The organism is Erythrobacter sp. GH1-10, from assembly GCF_045363165.1.
Taxonomy (GTDB): domain Bacteria; phylum Pseudomonadota; class Alphaproteobacteria; order Sphingomonadales; family Sphingomonadaceae; genus Erythrobacter.
In genome coordinates this window covers 1,644,089-1,663,122 of record NZ_JBJFLP010000001.1, presented here as the reverse complement: position 1 = coordinate 1,663,122, position 19,034 = coordinate 1,644,089, and the positions used below count along the sequence as shown (strand labels likewise).

19 protein-coding genes are annotated in these 19,034 nt (G+C 61.4%); 7 read left to right on the top strand and 12 right to left on the bottom strand.

Annotation, left to right across the window (positions count from 1 at the left end):
- Nucleotides 1–6: 6 nt before the first annotated feature.
- From ACI5KX_RS08210 to ACI5KX_RS08200, 3 genes are all read right to left on the bottom strand, one after another.
- On the bottom strand, nt 7–729 hold the full coding sequence (locus tag ACI5KX_RS08210) for an N-formylglutamate amidohydrolase (RefSeq protein WP_406810184.1): 723 nt from the start codon (nt 727–729) through the stop codon (nt 7–9).
- Nucleotides 726–1,538: a 4-(cytidine 5'-diphospho)-2-C-methyl-D-erythritol kinase gene (locus ACI5KX_RS08205; RefSeq protein ID WP_406810183.1), complete on the bottom strand. Its 813-nt coding sequence runs from the start codon at nt 1,536–1,538 to the stop codon at nt 726–728. Before ACI5KX_RS08205 ends, ACI5KX_RS08210 begins: the two co-directional genes overlap by 4 nt.
- A 130-nt stretch (nt 1,539–1,668) precedes the next feature.
- Nucleotides 1,669–3,315 (bottom strand): 4Fe-4S dicluster domain-containing protein, encoded by a 1,647-nt coding sequence (locus ACI5KX_RS08200; protein ID WP_406810182.1) that lies wholly within the window; start codon nt 3,313–3,315, stop codon nt 1,669–1,671.
- A 101-nt stretch (nt 3,316–3,416) separates the two neighbouring features.
- Here ACI5KX_RS08200 and ACI5KX_RS08195 point away from each other — a divergent pair, with 101 nt between their 5' ends.
- The 5 genes from ACI5KX_RS08195 to ACI5KX_RS08175 are packed head-to-tail and all read left to right on the top strand — an operon-like array spanning nt 3,417 to nt 8,204.
- On the top strand, nt 3,417–4,196 hold the full coding sequence (locus ACI5KX_RS08195) for a hypothetical protein (protein ID WP_406810181.1): 780 nt from the start codon (nt 3,417–3,419) through the stop codon (nt 4,194–4,196).
- On the top strand, nt 4,175–5,965 hold the full coding sequence (locus ACI5KX_RS08190; RefSeq protein WP_406811341.1) for a lytic transglycosylase domain-containing protein: 1,791 nt from the start codon (nt 4,175–4,177) through the stop codon (nt 5,963–5,965). The genes ACI5KX_RS08195 and ACI5KX_RS08190 overlap by 22 nt, the downstream gene beginning before the upstream one ends.
- Nucleotides 5,966–5,976: 11 nt before the next feature.
- The gene (gene moaB / locus ACI5KX_RS08185) at nt 5,977–6,507 is read left to right on the top strand and encodes a molybdenum cofactor biosynthesis protein B (protein WP_406810180.1); all 531 of its coding nucleotides are present in this window, start codon (nt 5,977–5,979) and stop codon (nt 6,505–6,507) included.
- A gap of 39 nt (nt 6,508–6,546) precedes the next feature.
- Complete coding sequence (locus ACI5KX_RS08180; RefSeq protein ID WP_406810179.1) at nt 6,547–7,647, top strand: PA0069 family radical SAM protein; 1,101 nt, start codon at nt 6,547–6,549, stop codon at nt 7,645–7,647.
- A gap of 53 nt (nt 7,648–7,700) precedes the next feature.
- Complete coding sequence (locus tag ACI5KX_RS08175; protein ID WP_406810178.1) at nt 7,701–8,204, top strand: hypothetical protein; 504 nt, start codon at nt 7,701–7,703, stop codon at nt 8,202–8,204.
- Between the two features lie 101 nt (nt 8,205–8,305).
- On the opposite strand, the gene ACI5KX_RS08170 is transcribed toward ACI5KX_RS08175, so the two are convergent.
- Genes ACI5KX_RS08170 through ACI5KX_RS08160 form a run of 3 tightly spaced genes read right to left on the bottom strand, consistent with a single transcriptional unit; the run spans nt 8,306 to nt 10,697 of the window.
- Nucleotides 8,306–8,743: a DUF1330 domain-containing protein gene (locus tag ACI5KX_RS08170; protein WP_406810177.1), complete on the bottom strand. Its 438-nt coding sequence runs from the start codon at nt 8,741–8,743 to the stop codon at nt 8,306–8,308.
- Complete coding sequence (locus tag ACI5KX_RS08165; RefSeq protein WP_406810176.1) at nt 8,740–9,090, bottom strand: hypothetical protein; 351 nt, start codon at nt 9,088–9,090, stop codon at nt 8,740–8,742. The genes ACI5KX_RS08170 and ACI5KX_RS08165 overlap by 4 nt, the downstream gene beginning before the upstream one ends.
- Complete coding sequence (locus tag ACI5KX_RS08160) at nt 9,090–10,697, bottom strand: long-chain fatty acid--CoA ligase (protein ID WP_406810175.1); 1,608 nt, start codon at nt 10,695–10,697, stop codon at nt 9,090–9,092. The genes ACI5KX_RS08165 and ACI5KX_RS08160 overlap by 1 nt, the downstream gene beginning before the upstream one ends.
- A gap of 209 nt (nt 10,698–10,906) precedes the next feature.
- Between ACI5KX_RS08160 and ACI5KX_RS08155 the strand changes: the two genes are divergently transcribed.
- Nucleotides 10,907–11,419: an OmpA family protein gene (locus ACI5KX_RS08155; protein ID WP_406810174.1), complete on the top strand. Its 513-nt coding sequence runs from the start codon at nt 10,907–10,909 to the stop codon at nt 11,417–11,419.
- Nucleotides 11,420–11,525: 106 nt separating this feature from the next.
- Here the strand turns inward: ACI5KX_RS08155 and dnaE are convergent, their stop codons facing one another.
- A complete protein-coding gene (gene dnaE, locus ACI5KX_RS08150) occupies nt 11,526–15,029 on the bottom strand; it encodes a DNA polymerase III subunit alpha (RefSeq protein ID WP_406810173.1) in 3,504 nt (1,167 codons plus the stop codon).
- A 98-nt stretch (nt 15,030–15,127) separates the two neighbouring features.
- Here dnaE and ACI5KX_RS08145 point away from each other — a divergent pair, with 98 nt between their 5' ends.
- Nucleotides 15,128–15,418 (top strand): DUF6958 family protein, encoded by a 291-nt coding sequence (locus ACI5KX_RS08145; protein WP_406810172.1) that lies wholly within the window; start codon nt 15,128–15,130, stop codon nt 15,416–15,418.
- 7 nt (nt 15,419–15,425) lie between these two features.
- On the opposite strand, the gene ACI5KX_RS08140 is transcribed toward ACI5KX_RS08145, so the two are convergent.
- From ACI5KX_RS08140 to ACI5KX_RS08120, 5 genes are all read right to left on the bottom strand, one after another.
- Nucleotides 15,426–15,905, bottom strand: a complete 480-nt coding sequence (locus tag ACI5KX_RS08140) for a glutathione peroxidase (protein WP_406810171.1) — start codon at nt 15,903–15,905, stop codon at nt 15,426–15,428.
- Entirely contained in the window at nt 15,902–16,426 is a 525-nt protein-coding gene (locus tag ACI5KX_RS08135; protein ID WP_406810170.1) for a hypothetical protein, read from the bottom strand. Before ACI5KX_RS08135 ends, ACI5KX_RS08140 begins: the two co-directional genes overlap by 4 nt.
- Nucleotides 16,427–16,536: 110 nt before the next feature.
- The gene (locus tag ACI5KX_RS08130) at nt 16,537–16,812 is read right to left on the bottom strand and encodes a hypothetical protein (RefSeq protein WP_406810169.1); all 276 of its coding nucleotides are present in this window, start codon (nt 16,810–16,812) and stop codon (nt 16,537–16,539) included.
- A 56-nt stretch (nt 16,813–16,868) separates the two neighbouring features.
- Nucleotides 16,869–17,549: an ABC transporter ATP-binding protein gene (locus ACI5KX_RS08125; protein WP_406810168.1), complete on the bottom strand. Its 681-nt coding sequence runs from the start codon at nt 17,547–17,549 to the stop codon at nt 16,869–16,871.
- Nucleotides 17,542–18,801 carry a lipoprotein-releasing ABC transporter permease subunit gene (locus tag ACI5KX_RS08120; protein ID WP_406810167.1) on the bottom strand — a complete coding sequence of 420 codons (1,260 nt, stop codon included), beginning with the start codon at nt 18,799–18,801 and terminating at the stop codon, nt 17,542–17,544. The genes ACI5KX_RS08125 and ACI5KX_RS08120 overlap by 8 nt, the downstream gene beginning before the upstream one ends.
- Nucleotides 18,802–19,034 lie beyond the last annotated feature (233 nt).

The window sequence follows — 19,034 nt, the reverse complement described above, 5'->3', positions numbered from 1 at the left end:
CTGCCGTTAGTCGAGCGCGAGCGCAACCCTTCCGCATACGTCGGCAATGATCGCCGCATAGCGCGATTGCTCGGCGCGGGTCGTGATCAGGTCTTGCCGCACTTCTATCGCGCAATAATGGCGGCCATGCGCCTCGGCATGGCGGTTCATCGTCGAATTCAGGTCCTTGCCCGAATAGGGCTCGTTCTCACCGACATGGAGGCCGAGCTCCCCGAATAGACGGATTGCGTGCCGCGCCGCCCGATCGTCCTCATTGTAGAGCAGCGAGACTTCCCAAGGGCGATCCTTGTCGCAGGTCGCCATCTCGGGTGTGAAGCTGTGTAGCGAGATGATCAGCTCGGGCTGTGCCTCATCGAGCCACTTTTCCAGCGCATCGTGATAGGGTCGATAATACGCTTCGAGCCGCGCCTCGATGTTCGCGCCGATGTTTCCGGGGATCAAGTGCCCGTCGCTTTCTGTAGGGACTACCGCCGGATGATCCTCCTCGCGGTGCATGTCGACCACCAGCCGACTCACTTCGGCCATATGCGCGGGAATCCTGTGTCGGCGAGCCATGCGGCCCGCGACACCGGCAGTGCCGATATCATATGCGACATGTTTTTCGAGCAATTCGGGCGCGATGCCGAGCGGAATATCGTCGGGCACGAAATTGGATGCGTGGTCGACCACGCACACCATACCGCCACGCTTGGGCTCTCCGATTTGGCGATACGGCAATCCGTCGATCATCTAAGTTTCCCTGTCATTTGCCACCACTCCGGATGCGCCCCCGCTATCCGGCGCGCAGCCTCGTCGCGCGCGGCAGTTTGTTCGTATAACGCAAAACATGTGGCCCCTGATCCCGACATTTCAAATTGAAACGGCTCTTCGCGGCTCAATTCCTCAAGGATGTCCGCAATTTGCGGGCAAATTTCGATGGCGGGTTCGCGCAGGTCGTTGCGACCGTTTTGGGCTATTTCGCGCGCTGTTCCGGTAGGTAGCGCGCCGCGATCCTCTCCGGCCCAGGCCTTGAACACCGGCGCGGTAGGGAGCGGGATGCGCGGGTTGACGAGCAGTACCGCCATGCCCGCCATGTCGTTCTCGACCGCTTCGAGTTCGGTCCCGGTGCCGCGGCCGATCGCCATTTCGCTTTTCACGCAAGACGGCACATCCGCACCCAGCCTCTCGGCACGGAAGTGCCAGTCCTCGGGCAAGCCGTGATAGTGCTCGACGATGCGGAAGATCGCCCCCGCATCGGCCGACCCGCCGCCCAGCCCGGCGGCGATCGGCAGGTTCTTTTCGAGAGTGACGTCCAGCCCCTGCGGTCGCGGAAGCGTGTTGAGCGCGCGCATCACGAGATTGTCGAACGGGTTATCAAGCGCCTGCGCAAACTCGCCGACCGTAGTCAGAGTATCGCGCTCGGCAGGCTTGGCGAGGATTGTGTCGCCTGCATCGACGAAGGCGAACAGCGTCTCGATCTCGTGATAGCCATCCTCGCGCTTCCCGCGAACGTGCAGCGCGAGGTTGATTTTGGCGTAGGCAGTTTCGGTGATCGCCAAACCCTATAACCTCGTCATTGCGAGCGAAGCGAAGCAGTCCATCTCCTGCCGGGTCGCTCGATTTATCCGTCGGAAGCTGGATTGCCGCGTCACCTTGGGCTCCTCGCAATGACGAAATCTGGAAGCTGATTCACATATTCGGATAGTTTGGCCCGCCGCCACCTTCCGGCGTGACCCAGTTGATGTTCTGGTTCGGGTCCTTGATGTCGCAGGTCTTGCAGTGGACGCAGTTCTGCGAGTTGATCACGAACTTGGGCTCCGCGCCCTCTTCCTCGACCCACTCGTAGACCCCCGCCGGGCAATAGCGCGCCGACGGTCCCCCAAATACCTCCAGTTCGCTTTCCTTCTGCAGCTCGGGATCTTTCACCTGCAGGTGAACTGGCTGATCCTCGGCATGGTTGGTGTAGCTGTAGGCGACGTTGGTCAGCCGATCGAAGCTGATCTCGCCATCGGGCTTGGGATAGTCGATCTTGGGATAAAGATCGGCGCGGCCGGTCATTTCATAGTCGCGGTGGTGCTTCATGCTGATCGGCAGGCCGATCTTGAGCGTCCGCATCCACATATCGACGCCTGCCAGCGCGGTGCCGATATCGGCGCCGTACTTCGCCACCGCCGGTTCGGCGTTCTGGACGAGCTTGAGCTCGGTCGCGATCCAGCTCGATCGCACGGCGCTGTCGTAGTCGGAAAGCTCGGTCTTTTCATGACCCGCAGCAATCGCGGCGGCGATGCTCTCGGCCGCCAGCATGCCGCTCTTCATGGCCGTGTGACTGCCCTTGATGCGCGGCACATTGACGAAGCCCGCGGCGCAACCGATCAGCGCGCCGCCCGGGAAAGCGAGCTTGGGCACCGACTGCCAGCCGCCCTCGTTGATCGCTCGCGCACCGTAGGCGACACGCTTGCCGCCTTCGAGATATTCGCGGATCGCGGGGTGCTGCTTCCAGCGCTGGAATTCCTGGTAGGGCGAGACCCACGGGTTCTTGTAATCGAGCGCGGTGACGAATCCGAGCGCAACCTGTCCGTTCGCCTGATGGTAGAGAAAGCCGCCGCCCCAGCTGTCGCTTTCGGTGAGCGGCCAGCCCTGCGTGTGGATCACGCGGCCCGGCACGTGCTTCTTGGGATCGATATCCCACAGCTCCTTGATGCCAAGGCCGTAGACCTGCGGCTCGCAATTGGCCTCGAGGTCGAACTTCGCCTTCATCTGCTTGGTCAGCGAGCCGCGCGCGCCCTCTGCAAACAGCGTGTATTTCGCCTCGATCTCCATGCCCGGTTGGTAATCGGGCTTGTGCGAGCCGTCGGCGGCGACACCCATGTCCTGCGTGATCACGCCGCGCACATTGCCATTGTCGTCGAACATCACCTCGTTGGCGGGGAAGCCGGGAAACACCATGACACCCAGGGCTTCGGCCTGCTCGCCGAGCCAGCGGGTCATGTTGCCGAGCGAGCCGGTGTAGCAGCCGTGGTTGCTCATCAGCGGCGGCATGAAGAGATGCGGCAGCGACGTCTTCTTGGTCTCCGAAAGCACCCAGTGCCAATTGTCGGTCACCGGGGTTTCCGCCATCGGACAATCCATGTCGCGCCAATCGGGGAACAGTTCGTCCAGCGCCTTGGGATCAACCACCGCGCCGGAAAGGATATGCGCACCGATTTCGGATCCCTTTTCGAGAACGACGACCTCGAGCTCCTCATTGATCTGTTTCAGCCGGATCGCTGCCGAAAGCCCTGCCGGGCCTCCGCCGACGATAACGACATCGCAAGGCATTGATTCACGTTCGGACATGCGCTCTTTGTATCCCTGTATCGACGCGACCCACGATCGCGTTTCATGTGCAATCCACTTGCTGAACGAGGTTTGCGCAGTCAAGGCCCGCATTAGAGAGCATGAACGCAGCCCACCCCTCCTTTGCCCGCGAATTGGCCGCTGCCATCGACTGGTGGCGCGACGCTGGTGTCGACTGCGATTTCGCCGATGACGCTACGGCGTGGTTGGCCGATGAAGGTGTCAAAGACGAACGGCTGACGGCTTCTCCGGCAAGCGCAGGTGCCGCTGCCACCGACGCGACGCCGGGAGACAAAATTCAGGTCAGCAGCGCTCCCGAACCTTCCCGCATCGACCTCCTCGGCGAGTCGCCGCCGCAGACGCTGGAGGATTTTCATCGTTTCTGGCTCGAGGCGCCGGGTCTCGACACGATTGGCCCGCGCGGACGGATTGCACCTCGCGGAGCCCACGGCGCCGATACGATGGTGCTCGTCGTCGATCCGGAAGAGGCCGATCGCGACGTCCTGCTATCCGGCCCTCAGGGTAAATTGCTTGCGAACATCCTTTCGGCGATGGGGATCGGCGATAGTGATGCCTATGTCGCATCCGCGCTACCGCGACACACCCCGATGGCGGACACGGCGGCGATCGCAAACGGCGGCATGGATACCGTCCTGCGTCACCATATCAAACTTGCGTCCCCAAAACGCATCATTGCGTTCGGCGCTAACATCCTGCCGCTGCTTGGCCACGATCGGGCGCAAGACGTTACGTCTTTACGCGAAATAAACCATGATGGCGCATCAACACCGCTGCTGGTGAGCGAGGGTCTGGACAGTCTGATGTCCATGCCCCGGCTGAAGGCCAGACTTTGGCGGAGATGGATGGAATGGTCGAGCTGACGATGACAACGAAGTGGCTGAAATCCGGACTGGTCGCTGTCGCATTTTCATCGCTCACCCTGATATCCGCACAAGCCGCCGCGCAAAGCCAAAGCATGGCCGCGCATTACGGTGGGGAGGCGGAGCGCAACGACGCCATCCCGCGTATCCTCTCAGACTCCGAACGCGCGCACTACCGGCAAGTCTTCCGTGCTATCGACCGCGAGCAGTGGGACGAGGTCATTGCTCTGCTCGAGCGTGAAAAAGACTCGGTCCTCTACCAAACCGCGCTCGCCGAATTCTACACCCACGCCAACAGCCCTAAGGTCAATGCCGAACAGATTGCGGCATGGTTCCAGCTGGGCGTCCACCTCCCGCAGTCGGAGCAGATGGGTCGTCTCGGCGCCACACGCGGGCTCGACAGCGTGCCCGAATTGCCGCGCGTCCAGGGCTTCCGCAGCCAGCCCTATGCGCCCAAGCGTATCCGCCCACGTTCGATCGTCGACGGCAGCATGCCGAACGAAACGCGCTCGGCAATCCTCGACCGGATCAAGAACGACGATCCTGCGGGCGCGCATGTCTTGCTGGCCGAGATCGATCCGGGCCTGAGCCCGCAAGCTCGTGCCGAGTGGCGCCAACGCGTCGCGTGGAGCTATTACATCGAGAACAACGATGAGGCCGCTTTGCGGCTGGCGGAGACCGTCTCGGAAGGCAGCGGTGCTTGGGTGGCCGAGGGCGAGTGGGTTGCCGGACTCTCGGCTTGGCGGCTCGGCTACTGTGCGCTCGCAGGTGAATCCTTCGCCCGCGCCGCGTCACAATCGACCAATGTCGAACTGACTGCGGCGGCGCATTACTGGGCGCATCGCGCGCTCGTGCGGTGCCGCGAGCCCGGTCAAGCGCAGGAGCACCTTTCTGCGGCGGCCCGCTACGACGAAACACTTTATGGAATGCTCGCAGCCGACCAGCTCGGGATCGAATTCCCGACCTCGGTCACGCCCGAACCGTTCACAAGCGGCGACTGGCGCGACCTGAGCGGTGTTTACAACGTGAAGATTGCAGCCGCGCTCGTCGAAATCGGCCGTCCGGGCCTGGCCGACGAAGTGCTTCGCCATCAGGCCCGCGTGGGAGACGCTCGCGATTACGAAGCCCTGTCGCGGCTGGCACGCGAGCTCGGCCTGCCCTCGACCCAGTTGTTTATGGCGCACAACGCGCCTTATGGCATGCGCAGCGACGGCTCGCTGCGCTTTCCCGTCGCGCGCTGGCAACCGCGCAATGGCTGGCGGGTCGATCCCGCTCTCGCCTTTGCTCACGCGTTGCAGGAATCCAATTTCAGGGCCTCGGCAGTCAGCCCTGCGAACGCGCGCGGCCTCCTGCAAATAATGCCCGGCACTGCGCGAGACCACAATCGCAGCCTCAATCTCGGTGCCAGCTACGCCGACCTGAACGATCCGGAGGTCAACCTCGCCTACGGACAACAGCATATGGAAATGCTGCGCGACAGCCCCGCGACCGAGGGCAAACTGCCCAAGATCATGGCAGCCTACAATGCGGGTCTGACACCGGTCACGCGCTGGAATTACGAGATCAACGACCAGAACGATCCGCTGCTCTACATGGAGTCCATCCCGTATTGGGAAACGCGGGGCTATGTCGCGATCGTGATGCGCAATTACTGGATGTACGAGCGTGCCGCGGGCGTGCCGAGCCCGAGCCGCCGAGCCCTCGCGCAAGGGCTCTGGCCAGAATTTCCCGAGATGGGTAGATCGAGGGCTGCGTATCTGGTGCGGTAAGGGAGCAAAGAATGGCGATCGACGAGAATAAGACTTTCACGCCGATCAACATCGCGATCCTGACAGTCTCGGACACCCGGACTCTTGAGAACGACACCTCGGGCGACATTCTCGCCGAGCGGGTAACCGAAGCGGGTCACACACTCGCCGCTCGCACAATCGTCGAGGATGATGCGGCACTCCTCGCCACTCAGTTCGACGCCTGGATCGATGATCCGCAAATCGACGCCATCGTCAGCACCGGCGGAACCGGCCTCACCGGCCGGGATGTCACGCCGGAAGCACTCGCGCGGATCGGGGGCGCACGCGATATCCCCGGCTTCGGCGAACTGTTCCGCTGGCTGAGCTTCAAGACCATCGGCACCAGCACGGTCCAGTCGCGCGCCTGCGCGGTGGTTGCGCGGGGCACCTACATTTTTGCGCTGCCCGGTTCGAACGGCGCAGTAAAGGATGGCTGGGACGGGATCCTTGCCGAGCAGCTCGACAGCCGCAACCGTCCTTGTAACTTTGTGGAGCTGATGCCGCGCCTCAAAGAGAAATAGTACTTCTCAATCATACGTGTTCCCATTATGTTCTCATGTATGAGAACGCCGGAACATCCTGATTTCCAGACCGGGCGCGGAGCAGCATCGGGCAAGGTGCCAACCCGCTTCGGCCTAGCCACACGCGAAACCGATGGCGACTGGCGCGATCACGTGGAAACGCTCGACGGTCCTCCGCTAAAGCTGCGCACCACCGTCACCGAAGAACACCCGAAGACGATCCTGAGCTTCAACACGTCGCCCGACGTCCCGTTCGACCGCTCGATCAATGCCTATCGCGGGTGCGAGCACGGCTGTGTCTATTGCTTTGCTCGCCCTACCCACGCCTATCACGACCTGTCGCCCGGGCTCGATTTCGAAACCAAGCTGTTTGCCAAGCCCAACGCGGCGCAATTGCTGCGCGCGACCCTGGCAAAGCCGAGATACCGCCCTCGCCCGATTGCCATGGGAACCAACACCGATCCCTACCAACCGATAGAGCGGCGCTACCGTATCACGCGGCAGGTGCTCGAAGTCTGCCTCGATGCGCGCCACCCGGTGACCATCACGACCAAATCGGACCGGATCCTGAGCGACCTCGACTTGCTCGAGGAGATGGCGAAGCGCGAACTCATTGCTGTGGCGATTTCCGTGACGACCCTCGATCCTGTGCTGTCCGGGAAACTCGAGCCGAGGTGTGCTGCACCGGCAAAACGCATAGCCGCCTTGGGCAAATTGGTCGAAGCGGGCGTGCCGGTCCACTGCTCCGTCTCTCCGATCATTCCTGCGATCACAGATGAATTCATGGAAGGGATCGTAGAACGAGTCGGTGCGCTAGGCGTTCGCAGCGCGGGATGGATCCCCCTGCGCCTGCCGCACGAAGTAGCGCCACTGTTCCGCGAATGGCTTGATGTCCACTACCCCGACCGCGCGGGCAAGGTGATGAGCATTGTTCGCTCGATCAGGGCCAAGGACGGCAAAGGCCGCGACAATGATCCCGATTTCTTCACCCGTATGCGCCCCTCGGGCGTTTGGGCAGACCTGTTCCGGGCGCGCTTCAATCTCGCTTGCAAGCGAGCGGGCATCGGCAAAGCCAGGTTCGAGCTTGATTGCTCGCGCTTCAGGCCACCTGAATGCGGCGGACAAATGCGCCTGCTTTGACGGTTGCACACGCCGTTCGTGCTGGTTAGCCTGCCTTTGGACAGGGGGAATTAATGAACAGAACGATCTTGAATGCTCTGGCCGGCATCGCCCTCGCCGGCACGCCGATGCTTGCGCTGCAGGCCCAATCGGGGGACGGCTCGCGAATTGTCACTGAAATCGACGTGCAGGAGCTTGCCTCCTCGCTCAGTGAGATGGGCGCTACGTGGGAAAGATCGGGCGATGAAAGCGAGTCGATCGCGGTCACGTTCGAAAACGGCGGAAAGGCCATCTTGCGTCCGACCGCTTGCCGTGACGGCCCATGCATGGGCCTTCTGATGGTCGCGTTCTTTTCCAAACCGGATGGCATGTCCCAGGCTGAAGCCGATGAGATCGCACGCCAGTTCAATATGCGGTACAATCCCGCATCGGTCGTGAAGTCCGACAACGGCAACCACGTGCTCAAAGCCTATCTCATCTTCGATTATGGCATTACGAAGCAGAACCTGACCTTCAGACTCGGCCTCTTCGGGAGCGGCATCATGCGCTACAACGATGCCTTGAATGGCGGAGGCTGAGCGGAAGGCGCAACGTCACATCCAACTCCGACGGACGGATAAAAGCAGACGGCCTGCCGTTGGAATGGAAAGGCAGTGAAACCGAATGAAGCCGCCGAGCACTAGCCGAAGCCACCGCCCGCTGCGCCCGGCTTGAAACGCATCAAGCGGCTATCGACCAGCGCGGCAGTACGGTTTACTACGGCCTTCTGGTAGTCGGGATCCTTGATCATTTCGAAGAACGCACCCGAATTGGGATATTGCGCGACGAAGCCGTCGTGCCAGACCTTATCGTCGGGCGTCGGCCCGGTGACCATCGTCTGGAACGCGCCGCGCCACACGATGCTGCCGCCCACCCGGCTGAAGATCGGGCCTGAAGTCTTTCCGTATTCTTCATAGGCGCGTCTGCCGGACCAGTCCTTGCCGTGGTGCTCATGACCTTCCGGGTAGTCTGCCAGGTCGCGGTAGCGCAGCAGGTTCAGCATGTGGATCGGCTCGTCGCGCGGAAGGTCTTTAAACGCCTGGAAATTGGCCGGGGACGGATCGATGAAATAGGTCATTGTATCGGCTCCCAGTATCGGCGCCTGAGAAAAAGCAAACCGTCCGCCAGCAAGACGATCGGGGCTCCAAAAAACAGCGGAAGGCCAAATGGTGACAAGAAGAACAACCCGCTTGCGAATTGCTGGATCGGGCGCTCGTTCATGCCCTTGAACTCCCAGCCCGACAGATCAAGAAATGCTACCGTCGCCACGAAAGATGCAGCCATGACGACGTAAGTGACAAAGACGGCGAGCAACCGGTTATCGAAGCGAAAGACAAACCGGGGCAGCACGTATCGCCAGAGCCAGGCCGCAGCTATGCTCCACCCGCCATAGGCCAGCAGTATGAGCGTGCCTTCTATGCCCATCAGGCTTCCAGTGTGTAGTCGCTGAACCGGTCGCGCAGGTCCTTCTTCGATATCTTGCCGGTCGCGGTATGCGGGATGTCGTCGACGAATTCGACCGCATCGGGCAGCCACCATTTGGCGACCTGCGGCTTGAGGTGCTCGATCACCTCGCCAGCAGTGATTTCCTGCCCTTCTTTCTTTACCACAAACAAGACCGGGCGCTCATCCCATTTGGGGTGCGGCATGCCGACGCACGCGGCTTCGGCGACGGCCGGATGGCCAACGGCGGCGTTTTCCAACTCGACCGAACTAATCCACTCGCCGCCCGACTTGATCACGTCCTTGGTTCGGTCGGTCAGCTGCAGCGTGCCATCGGGATGGATGATGCCGACATCGCCTGTGTCGAACCAGCCTTCGTTGTTCACCGCGTCCTTTTCCGCCTTGAAGTAGCGCTTGATGATCCAGGGGCCGCGGATCTGGAGAGCGCCGGAGGTTTTCCCGTCGCGCGGGAGCACGGTGACCATGTCGTCGAGATCGACCGTGCGCAGTTCAACCCCGAAGATCGGGCGGCCCTGCATCGCGGTCTTGTCGACTTTCTCCTCAAAGCTGAGCTCGTCCCAATCCCAAGTCGGGCCGCCGACCGTACCGATGGGCGAGGTTTCGGTCATGCCCCACGCGTGCTGGACGCGGGTGCCGTTCTTCATCAGCCGCTCGATCATGAAACGCGGACAGGCCGAACCGCCGATGGTCGCGGCCTTCAGCGGCGGAAGGTCGATGCCCTCCGCGTCGCAATATTGAAAGTGCGCGAGCCAGACCGTGGGCACGCCTGCGCTGTCGGTCACCTTTTCGCGGATCATCAGCTCGTGAAGCACGGCCGGATCGTTGACCGCCGAGAACACGAACTTGATCCCCGCCATCGCGCCCGCATAGGGCAGCCCCCAGCTCGCCGCGTGGAACATGGGCACGACCGGTAGCATGACAGACGCGCTGGAGAAGTTGAACGCCGCCGGCTGCAGTCCGGCGAGCGCATGCAGCATAGTCGAACGGTGCTCGTACTGCACGCCTTTCGGATTGCCCGTCGTCCCGCTGGTGTAACAGATCATGCATGGATCGGTTTCTGCACCGTCGACCCACTCGAAATCACCATCCTCGGCGCCGATCCAGTCTTCGAACGCGGGCGCATGCTCGCCGGAATCGTAACAGATGTAATGCTCGATCGTGGTCCAGCGGTCTTTCATCTTGTCGACGATCGGCTGGAACGCCGCGTCGTAGCACAGCACCTTATCTTCGGCATGGTTGACGATGTATTCGAGTTGGTCGTCGAACAACCGCGGATTGACCGTGTGGAGCACCCCGCCCATCCCCGCGACACCATACCAACTGACAAGATGGCGCGAGTGGTTCATCGCCAGGCTCGCCACGCGTTCGCCCGGTTTCAGCCCGAGCCTTTTCAAAGCCTGCGCCATCTTCAAGGCGTCGCGACGGATGCCCGCCCAATCGGTGCGGGTCTCGCTGCCATCGGCCCAGCGGGTCACGATCTCCCGCGGTCCGGATTCACGCGCCGCGTGATCGATCACGCTGGTGATCCGCATGGTGAATTCCTGCATCGCGCCGAGTTTGGTGATCATGAATCTCTCTCCACTGCCTAAATCGGTTGTTTGTTGTCGTTCGTCATGCCGCGAGGCTGCATGCTTTGCAATCGGATGCTTAAGGGGAAACGATCCCAGCCTGTATCGCTAAGCGTGACGAGGACAGCTCCCGGTCCTGAGGTGAGGCGTTGACCCTTGTGCTTGGGGCGTTAGGCTCCCCACAACACATGAGATTGAGGGGCAAAGGAATGAAATTGAACTCATGGCCGACGGCGGTTGCCGCGATACTATTTGCTGGGTTGAGCACCACTGCATTCGCGGGTTCCGGGCTCGAGCGGTCGCAAGACAAAGGCGGGTTTCTGGCCGCAACTTCCATTGAGGGACAGGAGCGTGCTCAAGACAACAGACGCGCGGTCTGCAACTCCGGCCCATTCATTTTGTTTTTTGACTGGAATGATAGTTCGTTGAGCTACGAGGCACGCAGGCTCCTTGACGAAGTGGTCGACTTCTATGCCGATTGTGAGAATTGGCGAGTGTCGATCTCCGGCCATACAGACACCTCACAATCTGAAAGGCGTTCGATAGATTTGTCTCTTGAACGCAACCAGGTCGTGAAAGAATATCTTGTTGAACGGGGTCTGCCTGAGTGGAAAATTGCAACGAGGGCATGGGGCAAGAGCCTCCCACGCGTAAGAACGGGCGATGGCGTCAAAGAATTCGAAAATCGCCGGGTCGAGATCAACTTTTGGCCAGAAAGGTAATCTTGCTGGCTACACTGGTCCGTCAATTCGTGTCCTAATGCAGGCACCGGTTGCAAGGAGTAACCGTCTGAAAGCGTTCGACACACCCTTTGTTGAAGGGTGTCTTCTATGCGACCAACCTTAGGTTCGCACGGCCTCTGGCGGGTGCCAGTTCTACCCGTTCGATCCCCTCGATATCCGCCAACCGCTCGGCAAGGTCGCCGGTGAGCACGAAATTGCGGCCCAACCGCACCGTCGCCTCGCGATCGGCATCGAGGATCAGCCGCACGATCACCTCGCCTGGCGCATTCTTGGCGGTGGCGAGTTCGAGCTTGAGAGCGGCGAGTGCCTGCTGGCTCAGGATATCGGCACGCAGGATCATCGGCGTGCTGCCGCTCACCGCCGACAAAGGTTTTGCCCCCCGCACAGTCAATCGCGGGGGCTCGCCGGGATTGGGCGAATCAAGCTCGACATTGAGCAGGACGCACTCGCCTTCCGCGGCCCATTTCTCCCATGACGGGATCAGCGATTCCTCGAAACAGGCCGAGGAGAACTGGCCCGAAGCATCGGAGAAATCGCAGCGCGCGAATTCGGCCCCGCGCTTGGTCCGCGCCTTGTTCATCCCCTCGACCATCGCGGCCATCACCGCATGGCCTTTGCCGCCCGGCAACGCTCCCGCCTCCATCAGGCTTTGATAGGTGCGCGCGCCTTGGGCCGACGCGACATCACGGAATTGCTGAACCGGATGGGCGGAGAAATAGAAGCCGAAATTCTCGCGCTCCTTTGCCATCCGCTCGGTGCGCGGCCACTCCTCGGTTGCCTGCAGGCGCAGATCGTCCACCGCCGAGTCTTCGCCGCCGAATAATCCGCCCTGCCCACTGGACCTCTCGCGCATCGCAGCATCGGCGACCGCGAGCAGCATGTCGGCGTTGGCAAACAGAAGCGCGCGGTTGGGCTCGAGTCCGTCGAGCGCACCGGCGCAGATCAATCCCTCAAGCTGGCGGCGGTTCATCGATCCTTGCGGCAGCCGTTCGAAGAAGTCTTTGAGAGTTTCGAATTGGCCGTCGGCCTCGCGCTCGCGGACAATCGATTCCATCGCCTTCTCGCCGACGTTGCGGATGCCCGCGAGGGCATAGCGCACGGCATATCCGTGATCGGTCTGTTCGACGGTGAAACGGGCTTCGGAGGTGTTGATGTCGGGGGGCAGCACTTCGATCCCGGCCTCGCCCTCCTTGTCCCCGGGTGGACGATAGCGGCGTGCATCATCGACGAAGATGCTGAGCTTTTCAGACTGGTGCAGGTCGAAACACATCGAGGCCGCGTAGAATTCTTCCGGATAATGCGCCTTGAGCCACGCAGTCTGGTAGGCGAGCAGCGCATAGGCCGCAGCGTGCGATTTGTTGAAACCGTATCCCGCGAACTTGTCGATCAAGTCGAACAGCTCGGAAGCTTTCTTGGCCTCGATTCCCGACACTTCGGCGCAACCCTCAATGAAGCGCGCGCGTTGCTTGTCCATCTCGGACTGGTTCTTCTTGCCCATCGCGCGGCGGAGGAGGTCGGCATCGCCGAGCGAGTACCCGGCGAGGATCTGCGCCGCCTGCATCACCTGTTCCTGATAGACGAAGATTCCGTAGGTTTCGGCGAGGATGCCTTCGAGTTTGGGATGCGGATACTCGATTTCGACCTCGCCCGCTTTGCGCTGGCCGAACAGCGGAATGTTGTCCATCGGACCGGGGCGATAGAGCGAGACGAGCGCGATGATGTCGCCAAAGTTGGATGGCTTCACCGCCTTCAGAGTGCGGCGCATCCCTTCGGATTCGAGCTGGAAGACGCCGACCGTGTTACCGTCCTGCATGAGGTCGTAGACCGACCTGTCGTCGAGCGGCAACATGCCGAGCTCGATCTCGATCCCGCGGAGCCCCAGCAAATCGACCGCCTTACGTAGGACCGAAAGCGTCTTGAGGCCGAGAAAGTCGAATTTCACAAGACCGGAGCTTTCGACATTCTTCATGTCGTATTGCGTCACCGGCATGTCCGAGCGCGGATCGCGGTACAGCGGGACCAGTTGCGAAAGCGGCCGGTCGCCGATCACCACGCCCGCAGCGTGGGTCGACGAATTACGAGGCAGGCCCTCCAACTCCATCGCCAGATCGACGAGGCGCTTTACCTCATTATCATTATCGTACTCGCGCTTGAAATCCGCCGCGCCGTTCAAGGCGCGTGGCAGTGTCCACGGATCGGTCGGGTGGTTGGGCACCATCTTGCACAGCCGATCGACTTGTCCGTAGCTCATCTGCAGGATGCGCCCGCAATCGCGCAGCACCGCGCGCGCCTTCATCTTTCCGAAGGTGATGATCTGCGCGACGTGATCGGCGCCGTATTTCGCCTGGACGTAACGGATCACCTCGCCGCGCCGCGTTTCGCAGAAGTCGATATCGAAGTCCGGCATCGAAACACGTTCGGGGTTGAGGAAACGCTCGAACAGAAGGCCGAGCTGGATCGGATCGAGGTCTGTGATGGTAAGCGCCCAGGCCACGATCGAACCCGCGCCCGAGCCGCGACCCGGCCCCACCGGGATGCCCTGCTCCTTCGCCCACTGGATGAAGTCGGCAACGATCAGGAAATAGCCTGGGAAGCCCATTCCGACGATGATTTCGATCTCGTAATCGAGCCTGTCGAAATACTCCTTTCGCTGATCCTCGCTTAGATCCTCGTAGGGCTGAAGCCGCGCTTCGAGGCCGGCTCTCGACTGCTCGGCAAGCATCCTGGCCTCACCCTCCAGATCGCCCGCAAGGCTAGGCAGGATCGGGTCGCGATAGGGCGGCGCATAGGCGCAGCGCTGGGCAATAACGAGAGTGTTCTCGACCGCTTCGGGTAGATCCGCGAACAACTCCTCCATCATGTTCGCCGATTTGACGAACGCGTCCCTGTTGGTGTGCGGGCGGTCGTCGTTTTCGATGTAGGTCGAATTGGCGATGCACAGCATCGCGTCATGCGCCTTGTGCATGTGCGGTTCTGCGAAGTTCGCCGGGTTGGTCGCAACCAGAGGAATGTCGCGCGCATAGGCCAGGTCGATCAGCGCCTCTTCGGCGCGTTGGCACACCGGATCGCCATGCCGGGCGACTTCGATGTAGAGCCGGTCCGGGAACAGCATCTGAAGCCGGTCGCACAGCGCTTCGGCGGCAGGTGCCTGCTCCTCGGCAAGAAGGCGGGTCAAAGCCCCCTCGCCCGCTCCGCTCAACGCGATCAGGCCATCGGTGCGACCTTGGAGATCGTTCAATCCCACATGCGGTTCGAGCTCCAAGGGGCGCTCCAGGTGAGCCTTGGAAACTAGGTGGCACAGATTGTCGTAACCGGCCTCGTCCTGAGCATAGAGCGGAAGATAATCGACCTGCTTGCCTTCTTCGTCGCGCGCGACGCCAAGCAGCGTGCCGATGATCGGCTGCACACCTTCGCCCTTGCAGCCGCCAGCGAACATGACGGCTCCATAAAGCCCGTTGCGGTCACAAATTGCGATAGCGGGGAAGCCGCGCTCCTTCGCCAGTTTGGCGATTGCCTTGGGATCGATCGCCCCCTCGAGCATCGAATAGGATGAAAGGACGCGCAAAGGGACGAAGGGAGCAAAGGGCATGGGCTGAAACTACGCTTCAACCGGCGGCATTCAAGCTTCTGCCCATGGCTCTTGGGGAAAAACCGGGGGCAAGCTAGGATATGCTGCGTGAGGTGCCGATGTCCGAGATGATCGAGGTCGAAAACGTCAACACGCCGGGCAAGACGAGCCGGGTGAATGCGGCCAAATACGCCAATATGCTTCAGGCATTCGAAAAAGCGCTGCCCACAACTGCGCCGGGCTTAACCCAGTCGGAAACCCGCGAAGCAGCAAAGCCGCACCTGTCGGAGGAACTCTTCCCCGGCGGAAAGACCTGCGGGTGGTGGGCGAAGACGGTCCAGCTCGATCTTGAGGCGAAGGGGAAGCTGGTGCGCGAAGCGGCCAAGCCGCTGCGGTGGCACTGGAAATAGACGCCGCTCAGAGCAGCTTTTGGATATCCTTCGCGATGCTCGCCGGAGTATCTTGCGGTCCGTAGCGCTTCACGACGTTGCCCTCGCGGTCGATCAGGAACTTGGTGAAGTTCCACTTGATCGAGGTCGAGCCCATCAGGCCCTTCTTCTCCGATTTCATCCAGTCGAATAGCGGCGAGGCGTTGGGCCCGTTCACTTCGACTTTTTGCATCAGCGGAAAGGTCACGCCGAAATTGACCTTGCAGAACTCGGCGATCTCGTCGGCATTGCCCGGCTCCTGCGCGCCGAACTGGTTGCAGGGAAAGCCGAGGACTTCGAAATCCTTGTCCTTGAACTGCTGAAACAGCTTTTCCAGACCGTCATATTGCGGTGTGAAGCCGCATTTGCTCGCGGTGTTCACAACGAGCAGCACCTTGCCCTTTTTGGTCGCAAGATCGAGCTCTTCTCCGCGATTGGTGGTGACGGTGAAATCGGCGATGGTGGTCATTTAGCGTCCTCTTTAGGGCGATAGATCAGGTCGAAGCTGCTCTGCCACGTTTTGCCATGATCCGTCGACCCCTCGCCATACTGGCGCACGCTGCCATCGGGATTGCCGGTGTAGGTCATGCGGACGAGCCCGTGGACGCCCGGCCCGCCGAGATCGTCCCAGTAACCGGTTAGGACCATCTCGCCAGCGACCGGCCCGCCCTCGAAATCGACGCGCGTGCCATTGCCGCCGACCCAAACCTGCTGCCAGCGGCCGGTCCGATGATTGATCATCGACATGCTCGTGCCACCGGAGCCGCGCAACGGCATCCAGGTTTCGCGGATGACGCAGCCGCCTGCGACCCGTTCGATCGAGCTTTCTGCCACCTTGGCGTCGTTCGTGGCGTTATACACCTCCCACTCGCCAACCCAGAAATCGAGCGCGGCGTGCTCTTCGCTGGCGCAAGCGGGCGGCGGCGGTGCAGGTGGAGCGGATTCGCTACCCGCGGACTGAAGCGCGAGAAGCAGTGCAGCAAATGACATGGAACGGCCCCCTTATCTGACTAGAGCCGAAGCTATCACGTGACTGCCATCGTCCAATCGGCTTTCGTCGAACGGTATCGAGATTTCGGCCACAGGCGTTGAACCGCGCCCTAACCGGGGAAGTCGTCCCTCGCTGCAAGTTCGGCTGCCTCGACGGCGGAATAGACGCGGTCGCCAGCCTTTTCGATGGTGTAGTTGGAGCGATCGGCTTCCGGCAGAAGCATCAGGTGGCGGATCATTTCCGCAAACGTCCCGCGCCGCAAAGCCTTCATGTCACTGAGCACCCCATCGCCATCGTCGGCGCGATGCAACGCGGCGTGATCGTCCCACTGGAGCTTGCCCGATCTCTCGGGCGTGCCTTTGAAAGTGCTTGGATGGTCGGTCATTTGTGTCTCCTCATTGGCGATATAGAGACGATTGCGAGGCGCGATAAGGGGCAGATCTAGCTCAAAATCCCGTCATGCAGACGGACGACGCGGTCCATCCGATGTGCGAGCCGCTCGTTGTGGGTTGCGACGAGCGCAGCGCTCCCCTCGCCGCGGACGAGCTCGAGAAATTGGCCAAGCACCCGGTCCGATGTGGTCTCGTCGAGATTGCCGGTCGGCTCGTCGGCGAGGACCAGAGTGGGTTGATTGGCGAGCGCGCGGGCGACGGCGACGCGCTGTTGCTCTCCCCCCGAAAGCTGGCTTGGGCGGTGCGTGAGCCGGTGGCCGAGACCGAGGCTGGTGAGCAAGCTCCGCGCCCGCTCGACGGCGTCTTCCTCGGCGACCCCAGCAATCATTTGCGGCATCACCACGTTCTCGGTCGCGTCGAAATCGGGCAACAGGTGGTGGAACTGGTACACGAAGCCGAGATGCTCCCGGCGCAGGCGGGTGCGCTGGTCCGGGGGCAGCTTTTCCGCCCGTTCGCCTGCAATGCTGATCGAGCCTTCGAAACCGCCCTCCAGCAGGCCAACCGCTTGCAACATGGTCGACTTGCCCGAACCGGATGGCCCGAGCAGCGCGACAATTTCGCCCGGCATGATATCAAGATCGATCCCGCGCAGCACGTCGATGCGCTGCCCGCCCTGCTCGAAGCTGCGCTTCAGGCCGCGCAGCGAGACGATGGGCTGCCGGTCACTCATAGCGCAGCACCTGCACCGGATCGGTGTTCGACGCCTTGAGCGCGGGATAGAGCGTGGCAAGGAAGCTCAGCACAATCCCCAGCGCGGTGATGCCGATGATCTCCCACGGATCGACCCTGACCGGCAGCGAAGTGAGGAATCGCACGCTCGGGTCCCAGATTTCTACCCCGGTCAGGAAAGCGACGCCGTCGACGATCGGGTTGCGAAAATACAGCAGGACAAAGCCGAGGATCAGCCCGGCAACCGTCCCCAGCGCCCCGATGGTGGTGCCGGTGGTAACGAAGATCTTCAGCAGGTTGCGCCGGGTCGCGCCCATCGTGCGCATGATTGCGATGTCGCGGGTCTTGGCGCGGACCAACATCACCAGGCTGGAAAGAATGTTAAATGAGGCGACCAGAACCATGAAACTGAGCACGAAAAACATCGCGACACGCTCGACTTCAAGAGCCTCGAACAGAGTCGAATTGATCTGCTTCCAATCGGCGATAACCGCCTGTCCGGTGAGCGATTGCTCGACCGGGGCGAGGATCTCGCCGACATTGTCGGGATCGGTGACAGTGATCTCGATCAAACCCACCGTATCGCCGAGCAGCAGTAGCGTCTGCGCGTCCTCCATCGGCATGATTACGAAGGTTTCATCGAAATCGTACAGGCCAATCTCGAATATCGCGCCCACCTCGTAGCCGACCTGCCTGATTGAGGTGCCGAATGGCGTGACCCGCCCCTGGGGGTTGATGATGGTGATCGTGTCGCCCACCCGCGCTCCGATGTTCGAGGCAAGCCGGGAGCCGATAGCGACCTTGCCGGATTGGGGTTGGATGCTGGCAATGTCCCCCAGCAAGACCTTGTCGCCGAGATCGGCTATGTCTTCGGCGGTATTCCCGCGCACAAAGATCGCTACCGCCCGCCCATTGAAACTCGCGAGCAGCGGTTGTTCGATCAACGGTGATGCATTGACCACGCCCTCGGTGCCGCGCACCTGATCGAGCGTGTTCTCCCAGTTATCCAGCTTGCCGCCATAGGCCTGGATCACCGCATGGCCATTAAGGCCCGCGAACTTGTCGAGCATTTCGCCGCGAAAACCGCCCATGACGCTCATCACCAGCACCAGCATGGCGATCGAGAGCATCACCACCGTCACCGAGATCCCGGCGACGAGCGCGATGAACGCCTCTCCCCTGCCGGGCCAGAGGTAGCGCTTGGCAATCATTCGTTCGAAAGGAGAAAGCATGAGAAAGTTGAGCTGGCCCATTGCTGCTTAACCGGGGCTGTAGGCGGGCCATGCCCGACGCACAATGCAGATATCGCTCGCGATTGTGAGTAAAGCCGCATCATCGGTCGGGCTCGGCCACATTGTCGCCATCAAAAATGGGGGCACATCGGCGCGACCCGCCCTTGTAATTGATCGGTAACATCGCCATTGAGCGAGCCACTCCACCCGGCAGCGCAACGGACAGGTCTGGCGATGGTACAAGCATTCCCCAA

Excerpts from the sequence above, each read along its gene's own strand:
- ACI5KX_RS08210 (WP_406810184.1), bottom strand. The coding sequence starts at position 729 with ATGATCGACGGATTGCCGTATCGCCAAATCGGAGAGCCCAAGCGTGGC.
- ACI5KX_RS08200 (WP_406810182.1), bottom strand. The coding sequence starts at position 3,315 with ATGTCCGAACGTGAATCAATGCCTTGCGATGTCGTTATCGTCGGCGGA.
- ACI5KX_RS08195 (WP_406810181.1), top strand. The coding sequence starts at position 3,417 with ATGAACGCAGCCCACCCCTCCTTTGCCCGCGAATTGGCCGCTGCCATC.
- ACI5KX_RS08190 (WP_406811341.1), top strand. The coding sequence starts at position 4,175 with ATGGATGGAATGGTCGAGCTGACGATGACAACGAAGTGGCTGAAATCC.
- moaB (WP_406810180.1), top strand. The coding sequence starts at position 5,977 with ATGGCGATCGACGAGAATAAGACTTTCACGCCGATCAACATCGCGATC.
- ACI5KX_RS08180 (WP_406810179.1), top strand. The coding sequence starts at position 6,547 with ATGAGAACGCCGGAACATCCTGATTTCCAGACCGGGCGCGGAGCAGCA.
- ACI5KX_RS08175 (WP_406810178.1), top strand. The coding sequence starts at position 7,701 with ATGAACAGAACGATCTTGAATGCTCTGGCCGGCATCGCCCTCGCCGGC.
- ACI5KX_RS08170 (WP_406810177.1), bottom strand. The coding sequence starts at position 8,743 with ATGACCTATTTCATCGATCCGTCCCCGGCCAATTTCCAGGCGTTTAAA.
- ACI5KX_RS08165 (WP_406810176.1), bottom strand. The coding sequence starts at position 9,090 with ATGGGCATAGAAGGCACGCTCATACTGCTGGCCTATGGCGGGTGGAGC.
- ACI5KX_RS08160 (WP_406810175.1), bottom strand. The coding sequence starts at position 10,697 with ATGATCACCAAACTCGGCGCGATGCAGGAATTCACCATGCGGATCACC.
- ACI5KX_RS08155 (WP_406810174.1), top strand. The coding sequence starts at position 10,907 with ATGAAATTGAACTCATGGCCGACGGCGGTTGCCGCGATACTATTTGCT.
- dnaE (WP_406810173.1), bottom strand. The coding sequence starts at position 15,029 with ATGCCCTTTGCTCCCTTCGTCCCTTTGCGCGTCCTTTCATCCTATTCG.
- ACI5KX_RS08145 (WP_406810172.1), top strand. The coding sequence starts at position 15,128 with ATGTCCGAGATGATCGAGGTCGAAAACGTCAACACGCCGGGCAAGACG.
- ACI5KX_RS08140 (WP_406810171.1), bottom strand. The coding sequence starts at position 15,905 with ATGACCACCATCGCCGATTTCACCGTCACCACCAATCGCGGAGAAGAG.
- ACI5KX_RS08135 (WP_406810170.1), bottom strand. The coding sequence starts at position 16,426 with ATGTCATTTGCTGCACTGCTTCTCGCGCTTCAGTCCGCGGGTAGCGAA.
- ACI5KX_RS08130 (WP_406810169.1), bottom strand. The coding sequence starts at position 16,812 with ATGACCGACCATCCAAGCACTTTCAAAGGCACGCCCGAGAGATCGGGC.
- ACI5KX_RS08125 (WP_406810168.1), bottom strand. The coding sequence starts at position 17,549 with ATGAGTGACCGGCAGCCCATCGTCTCGCTGCGCGGCCTGAAGCGCAGC.
- ACI5KX_RS08120 (WP_406810167.1), bottom strand. The coding sequence starts at position 18,801 with ATGGGCCAGCTCAACTTTCTCATGCTTTCTCCTTTCGAACGAATGATT.